This window comes from Bradyrhizobium sp. IC4059 (assembly GCF_020193615.1).
Taxonomy (GTDB): domain Bacteria; phylum Pseudomonadota; class Alphaproteobacteria; order Rhizobiales; family Xanthobacteraceae; genus Bradyrhizobium; species Bradyrhizobium yuanmingense.
Window position 1 is genome coordinate 385,846 of record NZ_JADYVH010000006.1, and the last position, 18,274, is coordinate 404,119.

The 18,274-nt window shown below is 65.1% G+C and carries 24 protein-coding genes; 14 read left to right on the forward strand and 10 right to left on the reverse strand.

The genetic code is table 11. From position 1 onward, the window contains the following. Positions 1 to 31 precede the first annotated feature (31 nt). From I6F12_RS21185 to blaOXA, 6 genes are all read left to right on the forward strand, one after another. Complete coding sequence (locus tag I6F12_RS21185; RefSeq protein WP_057029643.1) at positions 32 to 349, forward strand: HigA family addiction module antitoxin; 318 nt, start codon at positions 32 to 34, stop codon at positions 347 to 349. After that, complete coding sequence (locus I6F12_RS21190; protein ID WP_036027577.1) at positions 346 to 1,560, forward strand: RluA family pseudouridine synthase; 1,215 nt, start codon at positions 346 to 348, stop codon at positions 1,558 to 1,560. Before I6F12_RS21185 ends, I6F12_RS21190 begins: the two co-directional genes overlap by 4 nt. Before the next feature lie 197 nt (positions 1,561 to 1,757). After that, positions 1,758 to 2,549, forward strand: a complete 792-nt coding sequence (locus I6F12_RS21195) for an ATP12 family protein (RefSeq protein ID WP_225157145.1) — start codon at positions 1,758 to 1,760, stop codon at positions 2,547 to 2,549. A 56-nt stretch (positions 2,550 to 2,605) separates the two neighbouring features. After that, positions 2,606 to 4,207 carry a flagellar hook-length control protein FliK gene (locus I6F12_RS21200; RefSeq protein WP_225157146.1) on the forward strand — a complete coding sequence of 534 codons (1,602 nt, stop codon included), beginning with the start codon at positions 2,606 to 2,608 and terminating at the stop codon, positions 4,205 to 4,207. Further along, the gene (locus tag I6F12_RS21205; protein ID WP_057029647.1) at positions 4,204 to 4,467 is read left to right on the forward strand and encodes an EscU/YscU/HrcU family type III secretion system export apparatus switch protein; all 264 of its coding nucleotides are present in this window, start codon (positions 4,204 to 4,206) and stop codon (positions 4,465 to 4,467) included. The genes I6F12_RS21200 and I6F12_RS21205 overlap by 4 nt, the downstream gene beginning before the upstream one ends. Positions 4,468 to 4,613: 146 nt before the next feature. Further along, positions 4,614 to 5,432: a class D beta-lactamase gene (blaOXA, locus tag I6F12_RS21210; protein ID WP_225157147.1), complete on the forward strand. Its 819-nt coding sequence runs from the start codon at positions 4,614 to 4,616 to the stop codon at positions 5,430 to 5,432. A gap of 48 nt (positions 5,433 to 5,480) precedes the next feature. Here the strand turns inward: blaOXA and I6F12_RS21215 are convergent, their stop codons facing one another. The 3 genes from I6F12_RS21215 to I6F12_RS21225 all read right to left on the reverse strand — a co-directional run bounded on the left by I6F12_RS21215 (position 5,481) and on the right by I6F12_RS21225 (position 7,364). Next, positions 5,481 to 5,918: a hypothetical protein gene (locus I6F12_RS21215; RefSeq protein ID WP_036027565.1), complete on the reverse strand. Its 438-nt coding sequence runs from the start codon at positions 5,916 to 5,918 to the stop codon at positions 5,481 to 5,483. Positions 5,919 to 6,109: 191 nt separating this feature from the next. Then, on the reverse strand, positions 6,110 to 6,700 hold the full coding sequence (locus I6F12_RS21220; RefSeq protein ID WP_225157148.1) for a hypothetical protein: 591 nt from the start codon (positions 6,698 to 6,700) through the stop codon (positions 6,110 to 6,112). A 259-nt stretch (positions 6,701 to 6,959) separates the two neighbouring features. After that, positions 6,960 to 7,364 (reverse strand): DUF4260 domain-containing protein, encoded by a 405-nt coding sequence (locus I6F12_RS21225; protein WP_225157149.1) that lies wholly within the window; start codon positions 7,362 to 7,364, stop codon positions 6,960 to 6,962. Positions 7,365 to 7,504: 140 nt separating this feature from the next. Between I6F12_RS21225 and I6F12_RS21230 the strand changes: the two genes are divergently transcribed. Next, positions 7,505 to 9,037 (forward strand): acyl-CoA carboxylase subunit beta, encoded by a 1,533-nt coding sequence (locus tag I6F12_RS21230; protein ID WP_025036964.1) that lies wholly within the window; start codon positions 7,505 to 7,507, stop codon positions 9,035 to 9,037. A gap of 110 nt (positions 9,038 to 9,147) precedes the next feature. After that, a complete protein-coding gene (locus I6F12_RS21235) occupies positions 9,148 to 9,495 on the forward strand; it encodes a hypothetical protein (protein ID WP_036027561.1) in 348 nt (115 codons plus the stop codon). 120 nt (positions 9,496 to 9,615) lie between these two features. Here the strand turns inward: I6F12_RS21235 and I6F12_RS21240 are convergent, their stop codons facing one another. Continuing rightward, positions 9,616 to 9,768 carry a hypothetical protein gene (locus I6F12_RS21240; protein ID WP_193374987.1) on the reverse strand — a complete coding sequence of 51 codons (153 nt, stop codon included), beginning with the start codon at positions 9,766 to 9,768 and terminating at the stop codon, positions 9,616 to 9,618. 75 nt (positions 9,769 to 9,843) lie between these two features. After that, the gene (locus I6F12_RS21245; protein ID WP_225157150.1) at positions 9,844 to 10,497 is read right to left on the reverse strand and encodes a glutathione S-transferase family protein; all 654 of its coding nucleotides are present in this window, start codon (positions 10,495 to 10,497) and stop codon (positions 9,844 to 9,846) included. A 130-nt stretch (positions 10,498 to 10,627) separates the two neighbouring features. On the opposite strand from I6F12_RS21245, the gene I6F12_RS21250 reads away from it, so the two are divergent. Both I6F12_RS21250 and I6F12_RS21255 read left to right on the forward strand, forming a co-directional pair. Next, a complete protein-coding gene (locus tag I6F12_RS21250) occupies positions 10,628 to 10,942 on the forward strand; it encodes a hypothetical protein (RefSeq protein WP_225157151.1) in 315 nt (104 codons plus the stop codon). Between the two features lie 142 nt (positions 10,943 to 11,084). Then, positions 11,085 to 11,372, forward strand: coding sequence for a twin-arginine translocation signal domain-containing protein (locus tag I6F12_RS21255; RefSeq protein WP_074448158.1), 288 nt, complete (start codon positions 11,085 to 11,087; stop codon positions 11,370 to 11,372). Between the two features lie 150 nt (positions 11,373 to 11,522). On the opposite strand, the gene I6F12_RS21260 is transcribed toward I6F12_RS21255, so the two are convergent. The 3 genes from I6F12_RS21260 to I6F12_RS21270 all read right to left on the reverse strand — a co-directional run bounded on the left by I6F12_RS21260 (position 11,523) and on the right by I6F12_RS21270 (position 13,799). After that, entirely contained in the window at positions 11,523 to 11,774 is a 252-nt protein-coding gene (locus I6F12_RS21260) for a hypothetical protein (protein ID WP_036011098.1), read from the reverse strand. A 195-nt stretch (positions 11,775 to 11,969) separates the two neighbouring features. Beyond that, complete coding sequence (locus tag I6F12_RS21265; protein ID WP_225157152.1) at positions 11,970 to 12,980, reverse strand: alpha/beta hydrolase; 1,011 nt, start codon at positions 12,978 to 12,980, stop codon at positions 11,970 to 11,972. A gap of 120 nt (positions 12,981 to 13,100) precedes the next feature. Further along, positions 13,101 to 13,799 (reverse strand): winged helix-turn-helix domain-containing protein, encoded by a 699-nt coding sequence (locus I6F12_RS21270; RefSeq protein WP_192893176.1) that lies wholly within the window; start codon positions 13,797 to 13,799, stop codon positions 13,101 to 13,103. Between the two features lie 158 nt (positions 13,800 to 13,957). Here I6F12_RS21270 and I6F12_RS21275 point away from each other — a divergent pair, with 158 nt between their 5' ends. Genes I6F12_RS21275 through I6F12_RS21285 form a run of 3 tightly spaced genes read left to right on the forward strand, consistent with a single transcriptional unit; the run spans position 13,958 to position 15,502 of the window. Beyond that, entirely contained in the window at positions 13,958 to 14,266 is a 309-nt protein-coding gene (locus I6F12_RS21275; protein ID WP_036011128.1) for an NIPSNAP family protein, read from the forward strand. A 24-nt stretch (positions 14,267 to 14,290) separates the two neighbouring features. After that, entirely contained in the window at positions 14,291 to 14,641 is a 351-nt protein-coding gene (locus tag I6F12_RS21280) for an antibiotic biosynthesis monooxygenase (RefSeq protein ID WP_036011104.1), read from the forward strand. Positions 14,642 to 14,692: 51 nt separating this feature from the next. Then, a complete protein-coding gene (locus tag I6F12_RS21285) occupies positions 14,693 to 15,502 on the forward strand; it encodes an isocitrate lyase/phosphoenolpyruvate mutase family protein (RefSeq protein WP_057029659.1) in 810 nt (269 codons plus the stop codon). Positions 15,503 to 15,559: 57 nt separating this feature from the next. Here I6F12_RS21285 and I6F12_RS21290 read toward each other — a convergent pair whose 3' ends face one another. Beyond that, positions 15,560 to 15,949, reverse strand: a complete 390-nt coding sequence (locus tag I6F12_RS21290; protein WP_225157153.1) for a hypothetical protein — start codon at positions 15,947 to 15,949, stop codon at positions 15,560 to 15,562. Between the two features lie 162 nt (positions 15,950 to 16,111). On the opposite strand from I6F12_RS21290, the gene I6F12_RS21295 reads away from it, so the two are divergent. Further along, positions 16,112 to 16,756: a trimeric intracellular cation channel family protein gene (locus I6F12_RS21295; protein ID WP_225157154.1), complete on the forward strand. Its 645-nt coding sequence runs from the start codon at positions 16,112 to 16,114 to the stop codon at positions 16,754 to 16,756. Between the two features lie 55 nt (positions 16,757 to 16,811). Here I6F12_RS21295 and I6F12_RS21300 read toward each other — a convergent pair whose 3' ends face one another. Further along, positions 16,812 to 18,059, reverse strand: coding sequence for a c-type cytochrome (locus I6F12_RS21300; RefSeq protein ID WP_225131185.1), 1,248 nt, complete (start codon positions 18,057 to 18,059; stop codon positions 16,812 to 16,814). Positions 18,060 to 18,274: the final 215 nt, after the last annotated feature.

Here is an 18,274-nt window from a genome sequence, read left to right on the forward strand (position 1 = left end):
GTAAATCTTGCTACTCGCCGGGGAAACTCCCATGGCTCATACACCAACACATCCCGGTGAGCATCTCGCCGAAGAACTGCGCGAACTCGGCATTTCGGCCGCAGAGCTGTCGCGTCAGATCGACGTACCTGTGAATCGCATCACCGGCATCATCAACGGGCAGCGCGGCATCACCGCCGACACGGCGTTGCGCCTGGGTCACTGGTTCGGCACCAGCCCGCAATTCTGGATGAACCTGCAACAGCAATATGAGCTGCGGCTGGCGGAGAAGGAGGTGGGCGCGCAGGTTGCGTCGCTGCCCCGCCGCGCCAATGCGCAGTCGACGCGAAAGCTTGGAAAAACCGCATGAGTCGCCGCATCAAGAGAATGAACCCAAAGCCGCGTTCGCGTGACGAGCGCGACGACTCGCGGGCGCATCAGGCGCGTAGCGCGAAGAAGGCCGGGCCGCGTCCGGGTGGCAAGCCCGGCGGGAAGCCGCCGCGCTTTGTCGGCGAGCGCGCCGAGCGGCGTCCGCCCAAAGCGGTCCAGGAGAGGCCTGCGCCTGAAAAGTCGGTCGAGGCGCTGCTGCCGACCAAGGTGCAGACCGTCACGGTCACGGCCGACGAGAACAACATGCGCGTTGACCGTTTCCTGGAAGCGCGCTTTCCCGGCCTGTCGTTCTCCCACATTCAGCGTGTCGTGCGCAAAGGCGAGCTGCGTGTCGACGGCAAGCGCGTCGACAGCAAAGACCGGCTGGAGGAGGGACAGAGCGTCCGCATCCCGCCGCTCAAGCTCGATGCGCCGAAGGTCGTCGGCGAGCTCTCGGAGGCCGCGCAGAAGACGCTGAAGGCGCTGAAGGAGATGACGATCTGGGAGGACGACGACGTCCTCGTCCTGAACAAGCCGGCCGGCCTTGCCGTGCAGGGCGGCTCGGGCATGACGCGGCACATCGACCAGATGCTGGAGGTGATGCGTGATGCCAAGGGCCAGAAGCCGCGTCTCGTCCACCGTATCGATCGCGAGACCTCAGGGTGTCTGCTGATCGCCAAGACGCGCTTTGCCGCCTCGCATCTGACCGGTGCATTCCGCTCGCGCTCGGCACGAAAGGTTTATTGGGCCCTGGTGCCGGGCCTGCCGAAGCCGAAGCAGGGCCGCATCTCGACCTTCCTTGCAAAGGAGGAGGGCGAGGACGACACCATCATGCGCATCGCCCAGCATGGCGATGAGGGCGCCAGCCACGCGGTGACGTACTACGCCGTGGTCGAGACCGCCGGCAACAAGCTGACCTGGGTGTCGCTGAAGCCGGTGACGGGCCGCACCCACCAGCTGCGCGCCCACATGGCCCATATCGGCCATCCCATCGTCGGCGATCCCAAATATTTCAACATCGAGAACTGGCAGCTGCCGGGCGGCTTGCAGAACCGGCTGCATCTGCTCGCACGCCGGATCGTCATCCCGCACCCGCGCGGCGGCGTGATCGACGCCACCGCGCCGTTGCCGCCGCACATGCAGCAGTCGTGGAACCTGCTGGGTCTGGACGCAACCAGATTTGATCCGATCGAGAACGCGCCGGAAGAATAGTGAGGTTGAATAGGGGCGGCAGGCGCACGACATGTTCCCCCATGAGACGATTGTCGATCTGCTTTGCGCTCTTGGCTACTCTGTTGGTAGAGCCGGCCGCCCGCGCGCATGTGTGCGAACTAGCAGCACTCCTGGTCCTACTGGCAAGGTCGTGACGACACTGGTAATTCGACTGACGACAGGAACAAAAAAACGACATGCGCGAATTGTTCGAAGAAGCAGCAAGGCAGCCTGCGCCTGATCCCCGGGAATCGGCGCGCGGGTCCGCGCGCACGCCGCTGCGCAAGCGCTTCTACAAGGAGGCCGGCGTCGTCGACGCCGAGGGCGGCTTCGCCATCACTCTCGACGGCAAGCCGATCCGTACGCCCTCCGGCCGCCAATTGGTGATCCCGACGCGCGCGCTCGCAGATAGTGTCGCCGCAGAATGGTCCGCCCAAGGCGAGGCGATCGATCCCGTGACCATGCCGTTGACACGCATCGCCAACAGCGTGGTCGAGGGCGTTATCGATCGCGTCGAGCTCGTCAGCGACGACCTCGCCAAATATTTCGAGTCTGACCTGCTGTTCTATCGTGCCGGCCATCCTGAGGGACTGGTCGCCCGGGAGGCCGCGCATTGGGATCCTGTGCTGTCCTGGGCGGCGCAGACGCTGGGTGCGCATTTCATCCTGTCCGAAGGCGTCATGCACGTGAAGCAGCCGGACGAGGCGGTGAAGGCCGCACGGGCCGCGCTGCCCGGCGACCCCTGGTCGGTCGCCGCGCTCCACATGGTGACCACCCTGACCGGATCGGCGCTGCTCGCGCTGGCGCTGGACCAGGACGTGCGCGATGCCGACCAGGTCTGGGCCGCCGCCCATGTCGACGAGGACTGGAACGTCGAGCAATGGGGCTTGGACGAGGAGGCGGCCGCCCGCCGCGCCGCCCGCCTGAAGGATTTCCAGGCCGCTGCGACGGTTCTGGCGGCGGTGAAGCCGCCGGCCGTGCCAGGTTAACGAGAGGTTTACGAGGCAGCGGTTACGGTAGCCAGCATTCCCCTAGGGCTGCCGAGATGCCGACGCCGGTCACCCCCATCGCTCCCGTCAACGCTGCCAGCCGCCCGGCTGATGCGGCGACGCCGGATCTCGTGCTGCAAGCCGGCAGTGTCGTCGATGCCAGGGTGGTCAGCGTGCTCGCCGACAATCTGGTGCGGATCGCGATCGCCAACCTGGCGATGGACGTGATGTCGGAGGTGGCGCTGACGCCGGGGCAGAATCTCCAGCTCGCGGTCTCGCAGAGCAACGGCACCATTCGCCTTGCAGTCATGGCCGGGGCGGGCGAGGCGACGGGAGATCAGGTCACGCTGACCCCGCGCGCGGCCTCGCTGGTGGACAGCCCGCCGCTGGCGCCGTCGGTGGCGACGGCACGGAACACCCTCACTCCGTCCGAGCAGGTCGCCGTTCAGACGGCCTCTGCCGGGGCCGTGACCAAACAGGGCAGCCAGGCGCCGCTGTTTGCCAACCTGGCCTCCGTCGTGACGAGCAGCAATCTGCCCGCCGGGCTGAAGCAGGCGGTGCTCGACGTGCTGGCGCAGCAGACGCCGCTCAACACCGCCCTCGACGGCGGCGATATCGAATCCGCGTTCCAGAAGTCAGGGCTGTTTCTCGAGGCGTCATTGGCCGCAGGCACAACGCCGTCCTCCGGCACGATCCCGGACTTGAAGGCCGCTCTGCTGGTGTTGCGCCAGACCCTGGCATCGACTTCCGGCGCGCCGCAAGCAACTGCGCCAGGTGTGGCGCTGCCGGCGAGTGCTGCGGCAACGACGCAGACCGCAGCCTCCGCGCTGGCGGGCGAAACGGCCCAAGCGGCGTTGCCGGAACTCGCCCAACCGGCGCAAGCGTCGCGCGGTGCGCTCGCTGTCGCCGTGCTGGCCCATGCGGCGGGGAACAATCCGCAAGCCTTGGTGTCGCGCACCATGTCCGGGGGCCTTGCCGCGAGCCTGCTGCAGGAGGTCACGGAAAACCTGCCGCGCCTGACCGGCAACGTGCCGGGCTCCAACAAGTCCGTGCCGGACGCCCATATCTTCGAGGCGGCCGCACACTCGACACCTCCGCCGGTCCGCGGTGCGCTGCCGGCGCCTCAGTCCATCGCCGCGCCGTCGCTCGCACCGGATACGCCGCTGGCTGCGACCGTGCATCGTCTGCTCGATGACACCGATGCCGCGATCGCGCGGCAGACGCTGTTGCAAATTGCCTCGCTTCCCGATCGCACCGACGCCAGCGGCCACCGCATCGATCCGGCCGTGCCGCAGTGGAATTTCGAGATTCCGTTCGCGACCCCGCAAGGTACCGCGATGGCGCAGTTCGAGATCTCGCGCGACGGCGGCAATGAGTCGGACGATCCCGCCAAGCGCGCCTGGCGCGCGCGCTTCTCGCTCGATGTCGAGCCGGCCGGACCCGTGCATGCGCTGATCACGCTGAACGGCGACAAGACCTTCGTTCGGATGTGGGCGGAGCGGCCGGTCACGGCGCAGCAGCTCCGCGCCGGCATCGGTGAGCTCAGCCAGGCATTGACGAAGGCCGAGCTCAAGCCCGGCGATATCGTGGTCCGCGACGGCACGCCGCCGGCTCCGGCGCCCGCTCGCGCCGGCCACTTCCTGGATCGCGCCACATGAGCGATCCCTCCAAGCTTGCGATCGCGCTGCATTACGAGAAGGGATCTGGCGCGCCCATCGTCGTCGCCAAGGGCAAGGGCACGATCGGCGAGAAGATCGTCGAGATCGCCAAGGCCCACGACATTCCGATCGAGGAAAACGAGCTGCTGGCCGGCGCGCTGTCGAAGGTCGAGCTCGGCGACGAGATCCCGCCGGATCTCTACAAGGCCGTCGCCGAGGTGCTGGTGTTCGTGCTGCGGCTGTCGGGCCGGGGGCGGTAGAGCATGATCCGGACCCGAAGGGCCGCGCTAGCGCAAAGTGTGTAGCGGTTTCCCGAATAGATCATGCTCAAGATGTAACCTGTCATCGTTTCAACACTTAGCGGCTGCATGGTCGCGCTGGTTTTCACTGCTCACGGATCTCGCTTTTGCTGACCCGCCGTTCCACCCTCGGCCTCCTCGCCGCAACCGCGATCCTGCCTCGACGCGCGCGCGCCCATGTCGCGCCGCCGCGCAATGAAATCCGCGACGCTCTTGCAAAGCGCTTCACCGACCTCGGCACGTCGGGCACCTTCGTCGGCTACAAGGTCGAGGACTATCTGATCGTCGCCAGCGACAAGGAGCGCTCGGGCGAGGGCAAGTTGCCGGCCTCGACCTTCAAGATTCCCAACTCGCTGATTGCGCTCGAGGCCGGTGTCGTCACTGACCCCGACAAGGACGTGTTTGCCTGGGACGGCGTCAAGCGGCCGATCGAGACCTGGAACAAGGATCACACGCTGCGCAGCGCGATTCTCGTGAGCGCGGTGCCGGTCTATCAGGAGATTGCGCGCCGCATCGGCGAGGTGCGTATGCAGCAATATGTCGACGCGTTCGACTATGGCAATCGCGACATCGGCGGCGGCATCGACCAGTTCTGGCTCACCGGGGCCTTGCGCATCGATCCGGTCGAGCAAGTCGATTTCGTCGACCGGCTGCGCCGCCGCTCGCTGCCGATCTCGAAGCGCAGCCAGGATCTCGTCGCCGACATCCTGCCGGCGACCAAGGTCGGCGACGCCGTCATCCGCGCCAAATCTGGTCTCCTGGGCGCCGAGCGCGGCGAGCCGTCGCTCGGCTGGATGGTCGGCTGGGCCGAGAAGGGCGAGGCACATACCGTGTTCGCGCTCAACATGGATTGCAAAGAGCCACGGCACATCGAGGCTCGCATGACGCTGACGCAAGCCTGCCTTGCCGAGATCGGCGCGATCTAGCGCGACCGTGTGGTTGATGGAGAAGCAACCCGATCCCACACGGTCAGCTTAAGCGCGCGGTTGCAGATCAGCCGGCACCTGAACCTCGGTCGTCGCAATCAGGCGCCAATCGGCGAGCGCGGCCAAACGGTGGGGCTCGGCCTCACGCCGGTAATCGGAGCTCAAGACGATCGCTCGAAAGGTCGCGAAGTCAGGGTAACGGACGATTGCGGCGTCGTGCCAGGCTTCGCCTTGCGCGGCCACCAGCAGAGCTCCGACAGATCCAAGCCAAGTTGGCCTGACCCCTTGCGGAGTCGCGATCTTGCGAAATGCGGGGACATAGCGCGTGAAATAGGCTTCGCGGCCGCAACAGGCCGGAAGCTCGGACTTGTCCCGGTACAAGGCCTCATTCCGATAACGGAGAAGATTGATCATGAAGATAGGTTGATCTCCGGGCAGGCTCGAGCCTGCCATCGCGAGTGATGCATTATCGATATCGACGAACATTGTTCTCTCCGGTCGTGGGTTCTTGCTGCGCTGATATCGCTTTCGAACGCCCGGCCTTGTAGTGGTTTCGGTGTCACCGCTATGATGACGTCATGGCAACACCACGCAGCCATCGGCAACTCCTCGGCAATTCTGAGCGCCAACCCGGCGGTCCAGCTCGAGCTGAAAGTCGACGATTTCGGGGACGGAGTTCAGGCGTTGTCGGGTTTTGCCGTGAGCGCCCGGTCAATCGCAAAGCCGCCGATCTCGCTCATGGCCTGCGAGATCGGATCACCGCGCCGGGCAAAGCCGCTGGAGAGATAATCGAACTGCGTCCGCGCCAGCCGCAGCACTTCGATCGGCACCGAGACCGCGGTCTCGTTGAGGCTGTCGACGGAGGCGCGCAAGCTGTCGAGCTCCGTCGTGAGCTTGCCGATATGTCTCTCGGCATGCTGCATCAGCTCGAGCAGCTTGCCGCGCTCGGCATCGAAGGCGGCGCGCTCGGCTGCGGTCGCGGCGGTGAGCTCGGCGAGCTGTGCCCGCAGCGCCGCGATCTGGTCGACCATGGCGTCGGAGGCGAGTTCGGCGGACTCGCGCAGCACGGCGCTGCGCGTGCTCTCTTCCTGCGCCTGATGATAGAGCCGCTCGGCCGACATCGCCCGCTGGCCGAGCTGTTCGATCATGCTGGCTGCGCGCAGCAGCATCTCGCCGTTCCGCCCCGACACCATGCCGGCCATGCGGCGCAGGAAGTCGATCGTTTCGGACGCTGGGTTCGGCGGCAAGGGGACGACCGTCGCGGACATCTTGCGTGATGCCAGTAGGTAGATGCTGGAGCTAGGGCATGATGATCACCGCCGTACCGATTGGGCTCACGCAACATTCGGCGCCTGATCTGACTCGGAGCAAGCCTGAATCGGTCGGCCCGGTCAACCCGCTGGTGCGACAAATGCGGTCCTGTAGCCCGGATGGAGCGCAGCGAAATCCGGGGGAATCGCGCCCGCGCTGCACCGTCCCGGATTACGCTCCGCTCCATCCGGGCTACGCACTCAGCCGGAAGGGAGATCAGGAGTCCCTCTGCCGCCCAATCCGCCCCAGGTGGGTGAAGCCGAACCCGGCGGAATATTTCAGGCCGTAGCCGAGCGCCCGGTCGATGCCGATATGGGCAAGCCAGATCAAGGCGATGGAGAGGGTGAGGGGCGAGGCGAGGGCGAAGCCCAGCGTCAGCAGCGCCACCGGCGCCAAGTAGCTGTGGGCGGCGTTGTAGACCATCGCGCCGAACCTGGCGTCGGACAGGTAGGCCAGGAAGCTCAGATCGGGTACGAAGAACAGCAGCGCAAACACCAGCCACGACCCGTCCCAGGCCGTATAGAGCGTCACCATCCCTGCAAACAGGGTCAGGCCCTCCAGCCGCAGCAGGATGTTGACGCCGCCTGTCGCAGCGCCCGTCTCGGCCGTTCCTTCGCTCACGCTCGCCTCCTGGGCAAAACTTTGTAATTCCTTGCGCTTTCCCGCTGCGGCAGGGCAGCCCTGCGACCGCGAAACCGGCTTTCCGGGCCGCAAAATGCCGTGTTAGAACCCGCCCATCACTTAAGAACTGGCGGGAGCAAATGAAACACATCCTGGACGCCCTTGAAGATCGTCGTGCCGGCGCAAAGCTCGGCGGCGGGGAGAAGCGCATCGAGGCGCAGCACGCCCGCGGCAAGCTGACGGCGCGCGAGCGTATCGAGCTGTTGCTCGACAAGGGATCGTTCGAGGAGTTCGACATGTTCGTCGAGCACCGCTCCACCGAGTTCGGCATGGAGAAGACCAAGGTGCCGGGCGACGGCGTGGTCACCGGCTGGGGCACCGTCAACGGCCGCAAGACTTTTGTCTTTGCCAAGGACTTTACGGTGTTCGGCGGCTCGCTCTCGGAAACGCATGCGCTGAAGATCACGAAGCTCCAGGACATGGCGATGAAGGCGAGGGCGCCCATCATCGGCCTCTATGACGCCGGCGGCGCCCGCATCCAGGAAGGCGTCGCGGCGCTCGCCGGCTATTCCTACGTCTTCCGCCGCAACGTGCTTGCCTCGGGCGTGATCCCGCAGATCTCCGTCATCATGGGCCCTTGCGCCGGCGGTGACGTCTATTCACCGGCCATGACCGACTTCATCTTCATGGTGAAGAACACCAGTTACATGTTCGTCACGGGCCCAGACGTCGTGAAGACCGTGACCAACGAGGTCGTCACCGCCGAGGAGCTCGGCGGCGCCTCGGTGCATGCGACGCGTTCCTCGATCGCCGACGGCGCCTTCGAGAACGACGTCGAGACGCTCTTGCAGATGCGCCGCCTGATCGACTTCCTGCCCTCCAACAACACCGACGGCGTGCCGGAATGGCCGAGCTTCGATGACATCGAGCGGGTCGACATGTCGCTCGACACGCTGATCCCCGACAATCCGAACAAGCCCTATGACATGAAGGAGCTGATCCTGAAGGTCGTGGACGAGGGCGACTTCTTCGAGATCGCGGAAGCCTTCGCCAAGAACATCGTCACCGGCTTTGGACGCATCGCCGGGCGCACCGTCGGCTTCGTCGCCAACCAGCCGATGGTGCTGGCCGGCGTGCTCGACAGCGACGCATCGCGCAAGGCGGCACGCTTTGTTCGTTTTTGTGATGCCTTCAACATTCCGATCGTCACCTTCGTCGACGTCCCCGGCTTCCTGCCCGGCACCGCGCAGGAATATGGCGGCCTGATCAAGCACGGCGCCAAGCTCCTGTTCGCCTACTCGCAATGCACCGTGCCGCTCGTCACCATCATCACCCGCAAGGCCTATGGCGGCGCCTTCGACGTCATGGCCTCCAAGGAGATCGGCGCCGACATGAACTACGCCTGGCCGACCGCCCAGATCGCGGTGATGGGCGCCAAGGGCGCGGTCGAGATCATCTTCCGCAGCGATATCGGCGACCCCGACAAGATCGCCGCCCGGACCAAGGAATACGAGGACCGCTTCCTGTCGCCGTTCATCGCCGCCGAGCGCGGCTATATCGACGACGTCATCATGCCGCACTCGACAAGAAAGCGCATCGCGCGGGCGCTGGCGATGCTGAAGGACAAGAAGACGGAAATGCCGGCGAAGAAGCACGACAATTTGCCGTTGTAATAGGAGGTAGCCCGGATGAGCGCAGCGAAATCCGGCCCTTTGCCGAGGTCCCGCATGTCGCTTTGCTCATGCGGGCGACAGGCTCCTTCTGATTTGGCACGCTCGATCCAATGACCGAAGACGATCCGACCGATGAAATCTCCGATATCGAAGATCGGATCGAAGAGCTCGCCGAGATCGCTGAGCGGTGCCGCAAGTACATCCTGGCGTCCAAGATCGCGATCGGTGGCGGGGCGGCGCTGCTGCTGGTGACGATCCTCGGTCTGTTCGGATTTGGTCAGACTGCCGCGCTCGGATCGATTGCGCTGGTGCTCGGCGGGATCGTCTCGCTCGGCTCGAATGTCTCGACGTTGCGGCAGACGGACGAGGCCATCAGTGCTGCGGAGGCGCGGCGTGCGGCGTTGATCGGCAGCATTGACCTCAGGGTCGTTGCCGATGCGCCGCTGAAGCTGGTGTGAGGTGTAGGGTGGATTAGCGAAGCGTAATCCACCAAGGTGTGCGTCATCGGATGGAGAAGTGGCGGATTACGCTATCGCTAATCCGCCCTACGCATCAGACGCCTCCAGCGCCAGCAAGCCTCACGCGGCCTGCTTGACTGTCAGCTCCGACAATTCGGCGCGGCATTCGGCGGCGTAGGCCTGGAGCCGGTCGGCGGTCTGCCGGTCGAGGATGGCCTTGGCCAACCGCTCGGCGCGGGCGATCTGTCGCTTGAGATATTCGATGCGGACCATGGGTCACCTGTCGAATTGAATCGTTCCGATGCCGGCGACTCTATGCCAAGCACAGCATCGATTATGTGAGGTGCATCACGCCCCACGCGCCTTATCCGCCGCGGCGAAATGCGCCAGCTGGTCGGCGTGGGCCTTGGCGAACGCCGGACGTCCGGTGGCGCGCGCGACGTAAGCGCGGCAGGCAGGACTATCCGTCAGCCCGTTGAAACCATCGACGACGCGCAGCACGTCCGCCATCAGGATGTCGGCGACGGAGAAGGAGCCCGCCAACCATTCGCGGCTGGCCAGCACCGCCTCGAGATGCTTGAGCCGAAGCTTGAGGAAGTCGTCCACGAATTTCCATGCTGCCGTGTCGGTCGGATGTCCCATGAATTTGGACATGCCCCAGGGCAGGCTGGCCATCTCCACCGAATTGAGCGCCGCGAACACCCACTCCGCCGCTTCAGTGCGGCCGCGCTGGTCCTTTGGCATCAGCCTCTCGCTGAGGCCGCCGAGATGCAGCAGGATCGCGCCGGTCTCGAAGATCGAGAGGTCGCCGTCGGTCAGCCACGGAACCTGGCCGAACGGCTGGTGGGCGAAGTGCGCGGGCCCGCGGTCGTCGAATGGCACGCTGGCGACGCGATAGGGCAAGGCGGCTTCTTCCAGCGCCCAGCGCACGCGGAAGTCACGCACGAAGCCTCGCGGCGCTGCGGGAACCCAATCGAAGGTGGTCAGGGTGAGCTCGGCCATTTTCTGTCTCCGTGTCCTGGTTCGATGCAAAGGACGAACGAAGAGCGCCCGTTCCGACATCCAGGCCAACTCTTTTTGTCGCCGGCGGCTTAACCGGCTAGGCTCGCCCCAAACAACAGGAGGAAATCCGATGCCAGCAGCCTTCTTCGTCGTTCGCGCCGTCGTCTCCGACGCCGAAAAGCGCGCTGCGTTCGACCGGTGGTACGAGACGGAACACTTGCCCGACGCAGTGAAGGCCTTCGGCGTGAGCAAGGCGTGGCGGTTCTGGAGTCTCGACGATCCCTCGCTGCACCAGGCGATGTATCAGTTCGACGACGAGGCCAAGCTGAACGCGATTCTGAAAGGCGACGCGCTGAAAAAGCTCGTCGCCGATTTCAACCGCGACTGGCCCGACGTGAAGCGCTCGCGCGAGACGCTGGTGCTGGCGCAGGAGTTCGCGACGTAGCGAGGTTCTGTAACCCGGACGGAGTTACGAATTTTTCATCTCGGCTCGCATGAATCTGAACGCCGGCTTCAGCTTCGGTTCATGGCGTTGCAGCGACATTCCTTCTGCATCACGTGCACGATGATCCAAGAAGGAAGAAACGATGGAGCGCCGGAACTTTTTGAAACTTGCCTTGGGATTGACGGCGGGCGCCGCTGCCTTCGCCGCGACCGCGGCACAGGCCGCGCCGCTGTCACCGCAGCCGCTCGCTGATCCCACTCACGCGCCGCAAGGCAATCCCGACGCTCATCCCGCTGTCACGACCAGTGAGGAAGCTGCGCAACTCGCTCCTGAGCAGGTTCACTGGCGTGGGCGTGGCCGCCACTGGGGCTGGCACCGCCGTCATTGGCGCCGGCACCGTCGGCGCTGGCGCCGCCGCCATTATTGGTAAGCTCGCGACCATTCGCGGACTCAACGGGGATCGCCGCTGGCGGTCCCCGTTTCGATTCTGGAGACGCCCGGCTCCGTGGGCGAAAGTCAGAGCCCCAAAAGAAAATGGCCGCAGCGGATGCCGCGCGGCCATTCTGGAGTGCGAAGAAGATCAGTAAGGACGGCAGCGGCCGGCGTACCAGCGGAAGCCGTAGGGGCAGACGCGCGCGCGGGGCACCACGACGACCGGCGGGGCGACCACCACGGGGGCGGGGCGCACGACGACCGCGCCACGCATCGGGCGGCACTGACCATAGGGGCCGCGATAAAACCCTCGGCCGCAGCCCTCGGCGGCGCTGGCCGCCTCGCTGAAACCGACGACGGCCGCGCTGGCGAGCATGACGGCGGCTAACAGGTATTTCATTTTTGATCTTCCTTCTCGTCCTGGGGGCAGGCTTAGGGGGATGGCGCTTGTGGCGCACAATGAATCAACAGACACGATTCGACACGTTAAAATTGGAGAAACGTGCCGGCACGTTGCGATCCAAACCTGCCAATCATGACCTGAATGCGGCATGAACGTTCCCCGCATCTGGTCCCGGACGACACGCTGGTGTCGCTAGCGGCCGAGAAAGCCCAGCACCAGTTCCTTGTACGTCTCCGGCGCCTCCAGGAACACGAGATGGCCGGTGTCGGGGATCACCTCGGCCCGCGCGTTCGGCATCTTCGCGGCGAGCTGCTTCGCAAGCTCTGCGTTCTGCCCCATCTTGGCCCGCAGCGCCTCCGGCGCGAGCGGCCGGCCCGGCGCGTTGTGGTCGTCCGCGCCCATGATGAACAGAGTCGGTGTCGCGATCAGCGGGATCTCGTGCGCCACCGGTTCACGATAGATCATCTGGCCGGAAGAGACGAAGGCGCGCAGCCAGCGCGGATAGTCCGGGCTGCCCTTGATATTGAAGCGGGCCTCGATGAACGGCGTGATCGCCTCGGCCGGCAGCTTGATTGCGTAATTGGTCTGGAGCTGCTTGCGATAGCCGTCGGCGGTGAGCTTGTCCTCGGTCTCGATCATCTTCTCGGTCGGCGTCGGCGGCACGTAGAGGCGGTAGTCCTCGAGCCCGATCGGCGCGGTCAGCACCAGATGGGCGAGGCGGTCCGGATAGGCGCGAGCGATGCGCACGCCGAGCATGCCGCCGAGCGAATGCGCGACGATCTCGGCCTTGTCGATTTTGAGGTGATCGAGCAGCGCAATGGTGTTGCGCGCCAGATTGTCGAAATGCAGCTCGCCCGCCGGCTTGGAAGACTTGCCGAAACCGACCTGGTCCGGCACCACGACACGAAAGCCGGCCTCGCTCAGCATCTTGATCACGGGCGCCCAATAGCTCGACGGAAAATTGCGCCCGTGCAGCAGCACGACGGTGCGGCCGTTCGGCCGTGCCGCGGCGACATCCATATAGGCCATGCTGAGCTGCTCGCCGTCGTTGACGACGGGGAGCAAGTGCACGGGGTAAGGATAGGCAAAGCCTTCGAGCGCGATGCCATAGGGCTCGCGGGGCGTGGCATCGGCGGCGTAGGTCGATGTGAGTTGGAAAGTAAGAAGGGTGGCGGCGAGCGCGGCCAGGAAGATGCGGTTCATCACAGTCTCCGTCATGCCCGGGCTTGTCCAGGGCATCCACGTGCCAGCCGCAATAAAGACGTGGATGGCCGGGTCAAGCCCGGCCATGACGGAAGCGAGAGGGCACACGCAAAAGTGTGATCAGTCCTTCCCATTCGCGAACAGCGCAGCGAACTGCTTCTCGCCGGTACGGGTGAAATTCACGATACGGCTGCCGGGCGTGGGATCGCGCGCGGCCCATTTCAACTCGGCGAACCGTTGCATCATGGCCGCGCCCAACGTGCCGGCGAGATGGTGCCGCCGCTCGCTCCAGTCGAGGCAGGCCTTGCAGACCGGGCGGCGCGGATGGCTGAGCATGTCGGGCGAGATCTGCAGGTGCTTCACAAGAAAGCGCTCGCCCTCGGCGGTCAGCTCGATCTCCTGCTTCTTCTGCCTGACCAGATGCCGCTCGCGCAAGGAGTCCAGCATCTGCACGCCGAGGTCGCCGGCGAGATGGTCGTAGCAGATCCGCGCGCGCCGCAGCGCAGGGTCCTTCGGCCCGGTGCGCACGCGCATATGGCCGGTCCGCGCGGCAAGGCCGGCGAGCCCCTCGAGCACGCCGGCGACGTCGTCGTCGGTGAGGCGGTAATAGCGGTGGCGGCCCTGTTTCTCCGGCTCGATCAGGCCGCCGGCCTCGAGCTTCGACAGATGCGAGCTTGCGGTCTGCGGCGTGATGCCGGCCTCCTGAGCCAGCTCGCTCGCCGTGAGCGCACGGCCGTTCATCAGCGCCGTGAGCATATTGGCGCGGGCGGGGTCGCCAACCAGCGAGGCGACCATGGCGATGTCGGGTCCTGATTTCATGCTTCGATGGTAACCGAAGCGTTGGTGTCGGGCAAGGGCCTATCGTGTCACCACGTCGTCATTGCGAGCGTAGCGAAGCAATCCAGACTGCGTCCGCGGAGGGACTCCTGGATTGCTTCGCTATGCTCGCAATGACGGCGAAAATAAAGGAGCCCATCATGTCCGTCACCGTCTTCATCCGCTACCAGCTCGATCCGTTCAAGCGCGCGCAGTTCGAGGAATATTCGAAGCGCTGGCTCACCATCATCCCAAGATGTGGCGGCGAGTTGATTGGCTACTTCATGCCGCATGAGGGCACCAACAACATCGCGTCCGCCCTGATCTCGTTCGAGAGCCTGGCCGCCTATGAAGCCTATCGCAAACGGCTGCGCGCCGATCTCGACGGTATGGCAAACTTCAACTTTGCCGAGGCGGAGAAATTCATCCTCGCCGAAGAACGCACCTTCCTGCGCAAGGTGGTATTGTAGGCCCACCAACAGCAGGAGACGCCCATGATCGCCGTGATCTTCGAGGTCTGGCCCAAGCCGGAACACCGCCAGACCTATTTCGACCTTGCAGCCGATCTGAAGCCGTTGCTGCAGACCATCGACGGCTTCATCTCGGTCGAGCGCTTCGAGAGCCTGACGGAGAAGGGCAAGATCCTGTCGGTATCGTTCTGGCGGGACGAAGCGGCCGTCCAGGCCTGGCGCAACACGATGGAGCACCGCCGCACCCAGGCCAGGGGCAGGGCGCAGATCTTCGCCGATTATCACTTACGCATCGCCAGCGTCATCCGCGACTACGGCATGAACGACCGCGACGAGGCGCCGAAGGACAGCCGCGCCGTGCATGACGCGCACTAGCGGACTCGAAAACGCAGCCTTATCTCTGCGCGGCTAACAAGGGAGAGAAACATGCACGTGACGACCGCTGACAAGCGCGCGACGTTCAGGAAGATGCACGAGAGCGGCTGCTTCATCCTGCCCAATCCGGTCGATGTCGGCAGCGCGAAAGCCTTGCAGCATCTCGGTTTCAAGGCGATCGCGTCATCGAGCGCCGGCTTTGCCTGGACCATTGGCAAGGCCGACAATCACGTTACCGTCGAGGACGTCTGTCAGCATCTGGCAGCATTGAGCTCGGCTGTCGACATCCCCGTGAACGCCGATTTCGAGGGTGGCTTTGCGGTCGAGCCCGATAAGGTCGCGGACAATGTCGAGCGCGGTGTGCGCACCGGCGTTGCGGGCCTCTCGATCGAGGATTCCACCGGCGACAAGGACAAGCCGCTCTACGATCGCGCGCTGGCCGTCGAGCGCATCAAGGCCTCGCGCAAGGCGATCGGCGACAGCGGCACGCTGCTGGTCGGCCGCTGCGAGGCCTATCTGTGGGGCGTGACCGATCTCAAGCTCGTCATCGACCGGCTCACCGCCTATGCCGATGCCGGCGCCGACTGCCTCTATGCGCCGGGTCTGAAGAGCCGCGAGGACATCGCCGCGGTGGTCAAGGCGGTCGCACCGAAGCCGTTCAATCTTCTGATCGGCGGCTCCGGCCTGTCGCTGCAGGAAGCCCAGGATCTCGGCGTGCGCCGCATCAGCGTCGGCGGCTCGCTCGCCCGCGCCGCCTGGGGCGGCTTCATGCGCGCGGCCAAGGAGATGGCGGAGAAGGGGACCTTCACCGAGCTCGGCGGCGGCTATCCCGGCGGCGAGCTCAACAAGATGTTCGGGTAGGCAAACGAAAGCGGCGGGATGTTGCATCCCGCCGCTCTCGCGCATCATTACGAAATGTTACTTCGCGCCGTCGGACGGAGCTGGCGTATTCGGGGCCGGCCTGTTCGGCGCTGCACCCGTGGTCACGCCCGGCTCGGCGTTGCTGCGCGGCGTCACGTCACGCATGCCGGGAGGTGCGGCCGGATTGGTCGGCTGCGTCTGCGCAGTCTGCGAGGCCGGTGTGTTGCTGGCCTCGTTGGTGGTGCTGGAATTGTTCAAGCCGTAGAACACTGCGCCCAACACCAGGGCGACAGCGACCGCAAACAGCGCGATCTTGCCGCTGGAGGCGGGGCCTTCCCCGAGCTCGGGATCGGCCTGCAGGTCGGCATCCCGGCGCGCCGCGCGAGAGTACTCATCGTCGGCGAGGTTCGGGCGGTACGGATCGTTGGGAAAACGGTCGTCTGCCATCGATTTGGTCTCCTCGGTTATGACCCGGGACAACCCTCAGGTGCGAGATTCTGTTCCGCCGCCTTGATGCTTTCGTCGCATGTTGCCTCGGTGTGGGGAATCGGGAACCTGTTCCATGGGAACCCGCGCCTGAGTTCGAGGGCCACGGAGAGGGAACACGCGATGTGGAGCCTGCCGCCTACCGATAGCTTGCTGCATTTCCTGTCCCTGGCTGCGGTGGCCGCGCAGGGCATGACGGCTGCGCTCGCTGCCGGACGCCGCAGCATGGATTGGCTGGGCGTCTGCTTCCTCGGCTGCATCACCGCGCTCGGCGGTGGCACGTTGCGCGATCTCTTCCTCGGACATTATCCGCTGGCCTGGGTGCAGAACCCGATCTATCTCGCGCTCGCCGGCGGCGCCGCCTTCCTCACCATCCTGTTTGCGCGCCTCGTGCACCGGCTGAAGGTCGCCTTCATCGTGCTCGATGCCATCGGTCTCGTCGTCTTCACCATGACCGGCTGCGACGTTGCTTGGCAGATGGGTGCTTCTCTGCCGATCGTCATCGTCTCGGGCATGGTGACGGGCTGCGCCGGCGGCGTGTTGCGCGACGTGCTCTGCAATGACGTGCCGCTGCTGTTTCGCTCCGAGCTCTATGCCAGCGTCTCGGTGGTGACGGGACTGTTCTATGCGACCGCGTTCGGTCTCAAGCTCAACGCGGAGCTCTGGACCATTTTGACATTTGTCCTCGGCATCAGCTTCCGCCTGCTTGCGGTGCGCTACAAATGGGAGATGCCGAAATTCGTGTTCACGGGGGATGAAGAGCGGTGAGCGCTGTCGCGCGCGAATGGCGAATAGCGAATGGTTCTGGGCCATTCGCCACTCGCTATTCCCCATTCGCCTCTCGCTTCCTTGCTTTTGCCACCTGTGCCGGTGTCACCAGCGGGCCGGCATTGCCCCAGGAATTGCGGATGTAGTTCGTCACCGCGGCGATCTCGGCGTCGGACAGCTGCTTGGCGTAAGCCGGCATCTCGCCGGTGTTCGGCGCGCGCGGCGTCGTCACGGTGTGGGCACCGTCGAGGATGATGCGCAAGGTCGAGGACGGATTGATCGATTGCAGCAGCGCATTGCCCGGCAGCGGCGGGTAGATGCGCGGGCTGCCTGTGCCGTCGGCCTCGTGGCAGGCGATACAGAGCTTTGCGTAGACCGCCTGGCCGGCCTTCATCTCGGCAGCGTCCGGCGGCGTCACGATGGTCTCGCGCCGGGCCGGCGGCAGGCTCTTCAGATAGATCGCGATCGCGCGCACGTCGGCATCGCTCATCTTCGAGGTCGAGTTGACGACGACCTCCGCCATCGGCCCGCCGGCGTGGCTTTTGGCGTTGCGCCCGCTTTGCAGGTACTCCGTGATATCGGCCTCGCTCCAGGATTTCAGCCCGGTGCGGGCGGCGCCATCGAGCCGCGGTGCGAACCAGCCGCCGACCGCGTTGCCGGACAGCGCCTGCGCATCCCGGTCGGCGCCGAAATAATTCTTGGGCGTGTGGCAGGCGCCGCAATGGCCGAGCCCGGTGACCAGGTAGCCGCCTCTGTTCCAGGCCGCGCTCTTGGTCTGGTCCGGCTCGAACAGGCCGGGCTTGAAATACATCGTGTTCCAAAGCCGCATCAGGCCGCGATAGCCGAATGGCCAGCGCAGCTCCGGCGGCTTGTTGCGGCTGGTGACGGGCGCCAGCGTGGCGAGATAGGCGCGGATCGCCAGCGTGTCGTCCTTCGTCATCCTCGTGAAATAGGGGTAGGGAAACGCCGGGTAATAATTCGAGCCGTCAGGCGCGATGCCGGTGCGCAAGGCGCGGGTGAAATCGGCATCCGTCCAGCCGCCGATGCCGGTGTCGCGGTCCGGCGTCAGGTTCGGCGCATAGATCGCGCCAAAGGGCGTGTCGATGCGCTTGCCGCCCGCGAACGGTTTTGCCGGATCGGCAGTGTGGCAGCCCGCGCAGTCGCCGGCCTCGGCCAGCGCCTTCCCATAGGCGATCAGCTCGGGCGATGGTCCGGCGGCGCCGGCCGCGCTTGTGACCGTACTTGCAACCGCACTGCACAACGCCAGGCCCACAAGCGCCAGGCCCGTCAGAATCGTCCGCATCGACAGCCTCCCCTGCGACCCATCGACCCTACCTGCGTGAAGGGAAGCGTCGATTCATTTCGCAACGATGGGGGTATGGTGACACAAACTGAAAATCGCCAACGTGTTTCAGGCCACGAAATTGCGATTTTTACCCGAGGCCTCCTTTGGTCCAGAATTGTGATGCGGAGCATGAAATATCCGACATAGAGTGGCGGAGGTGGTCGGCGCGCCCT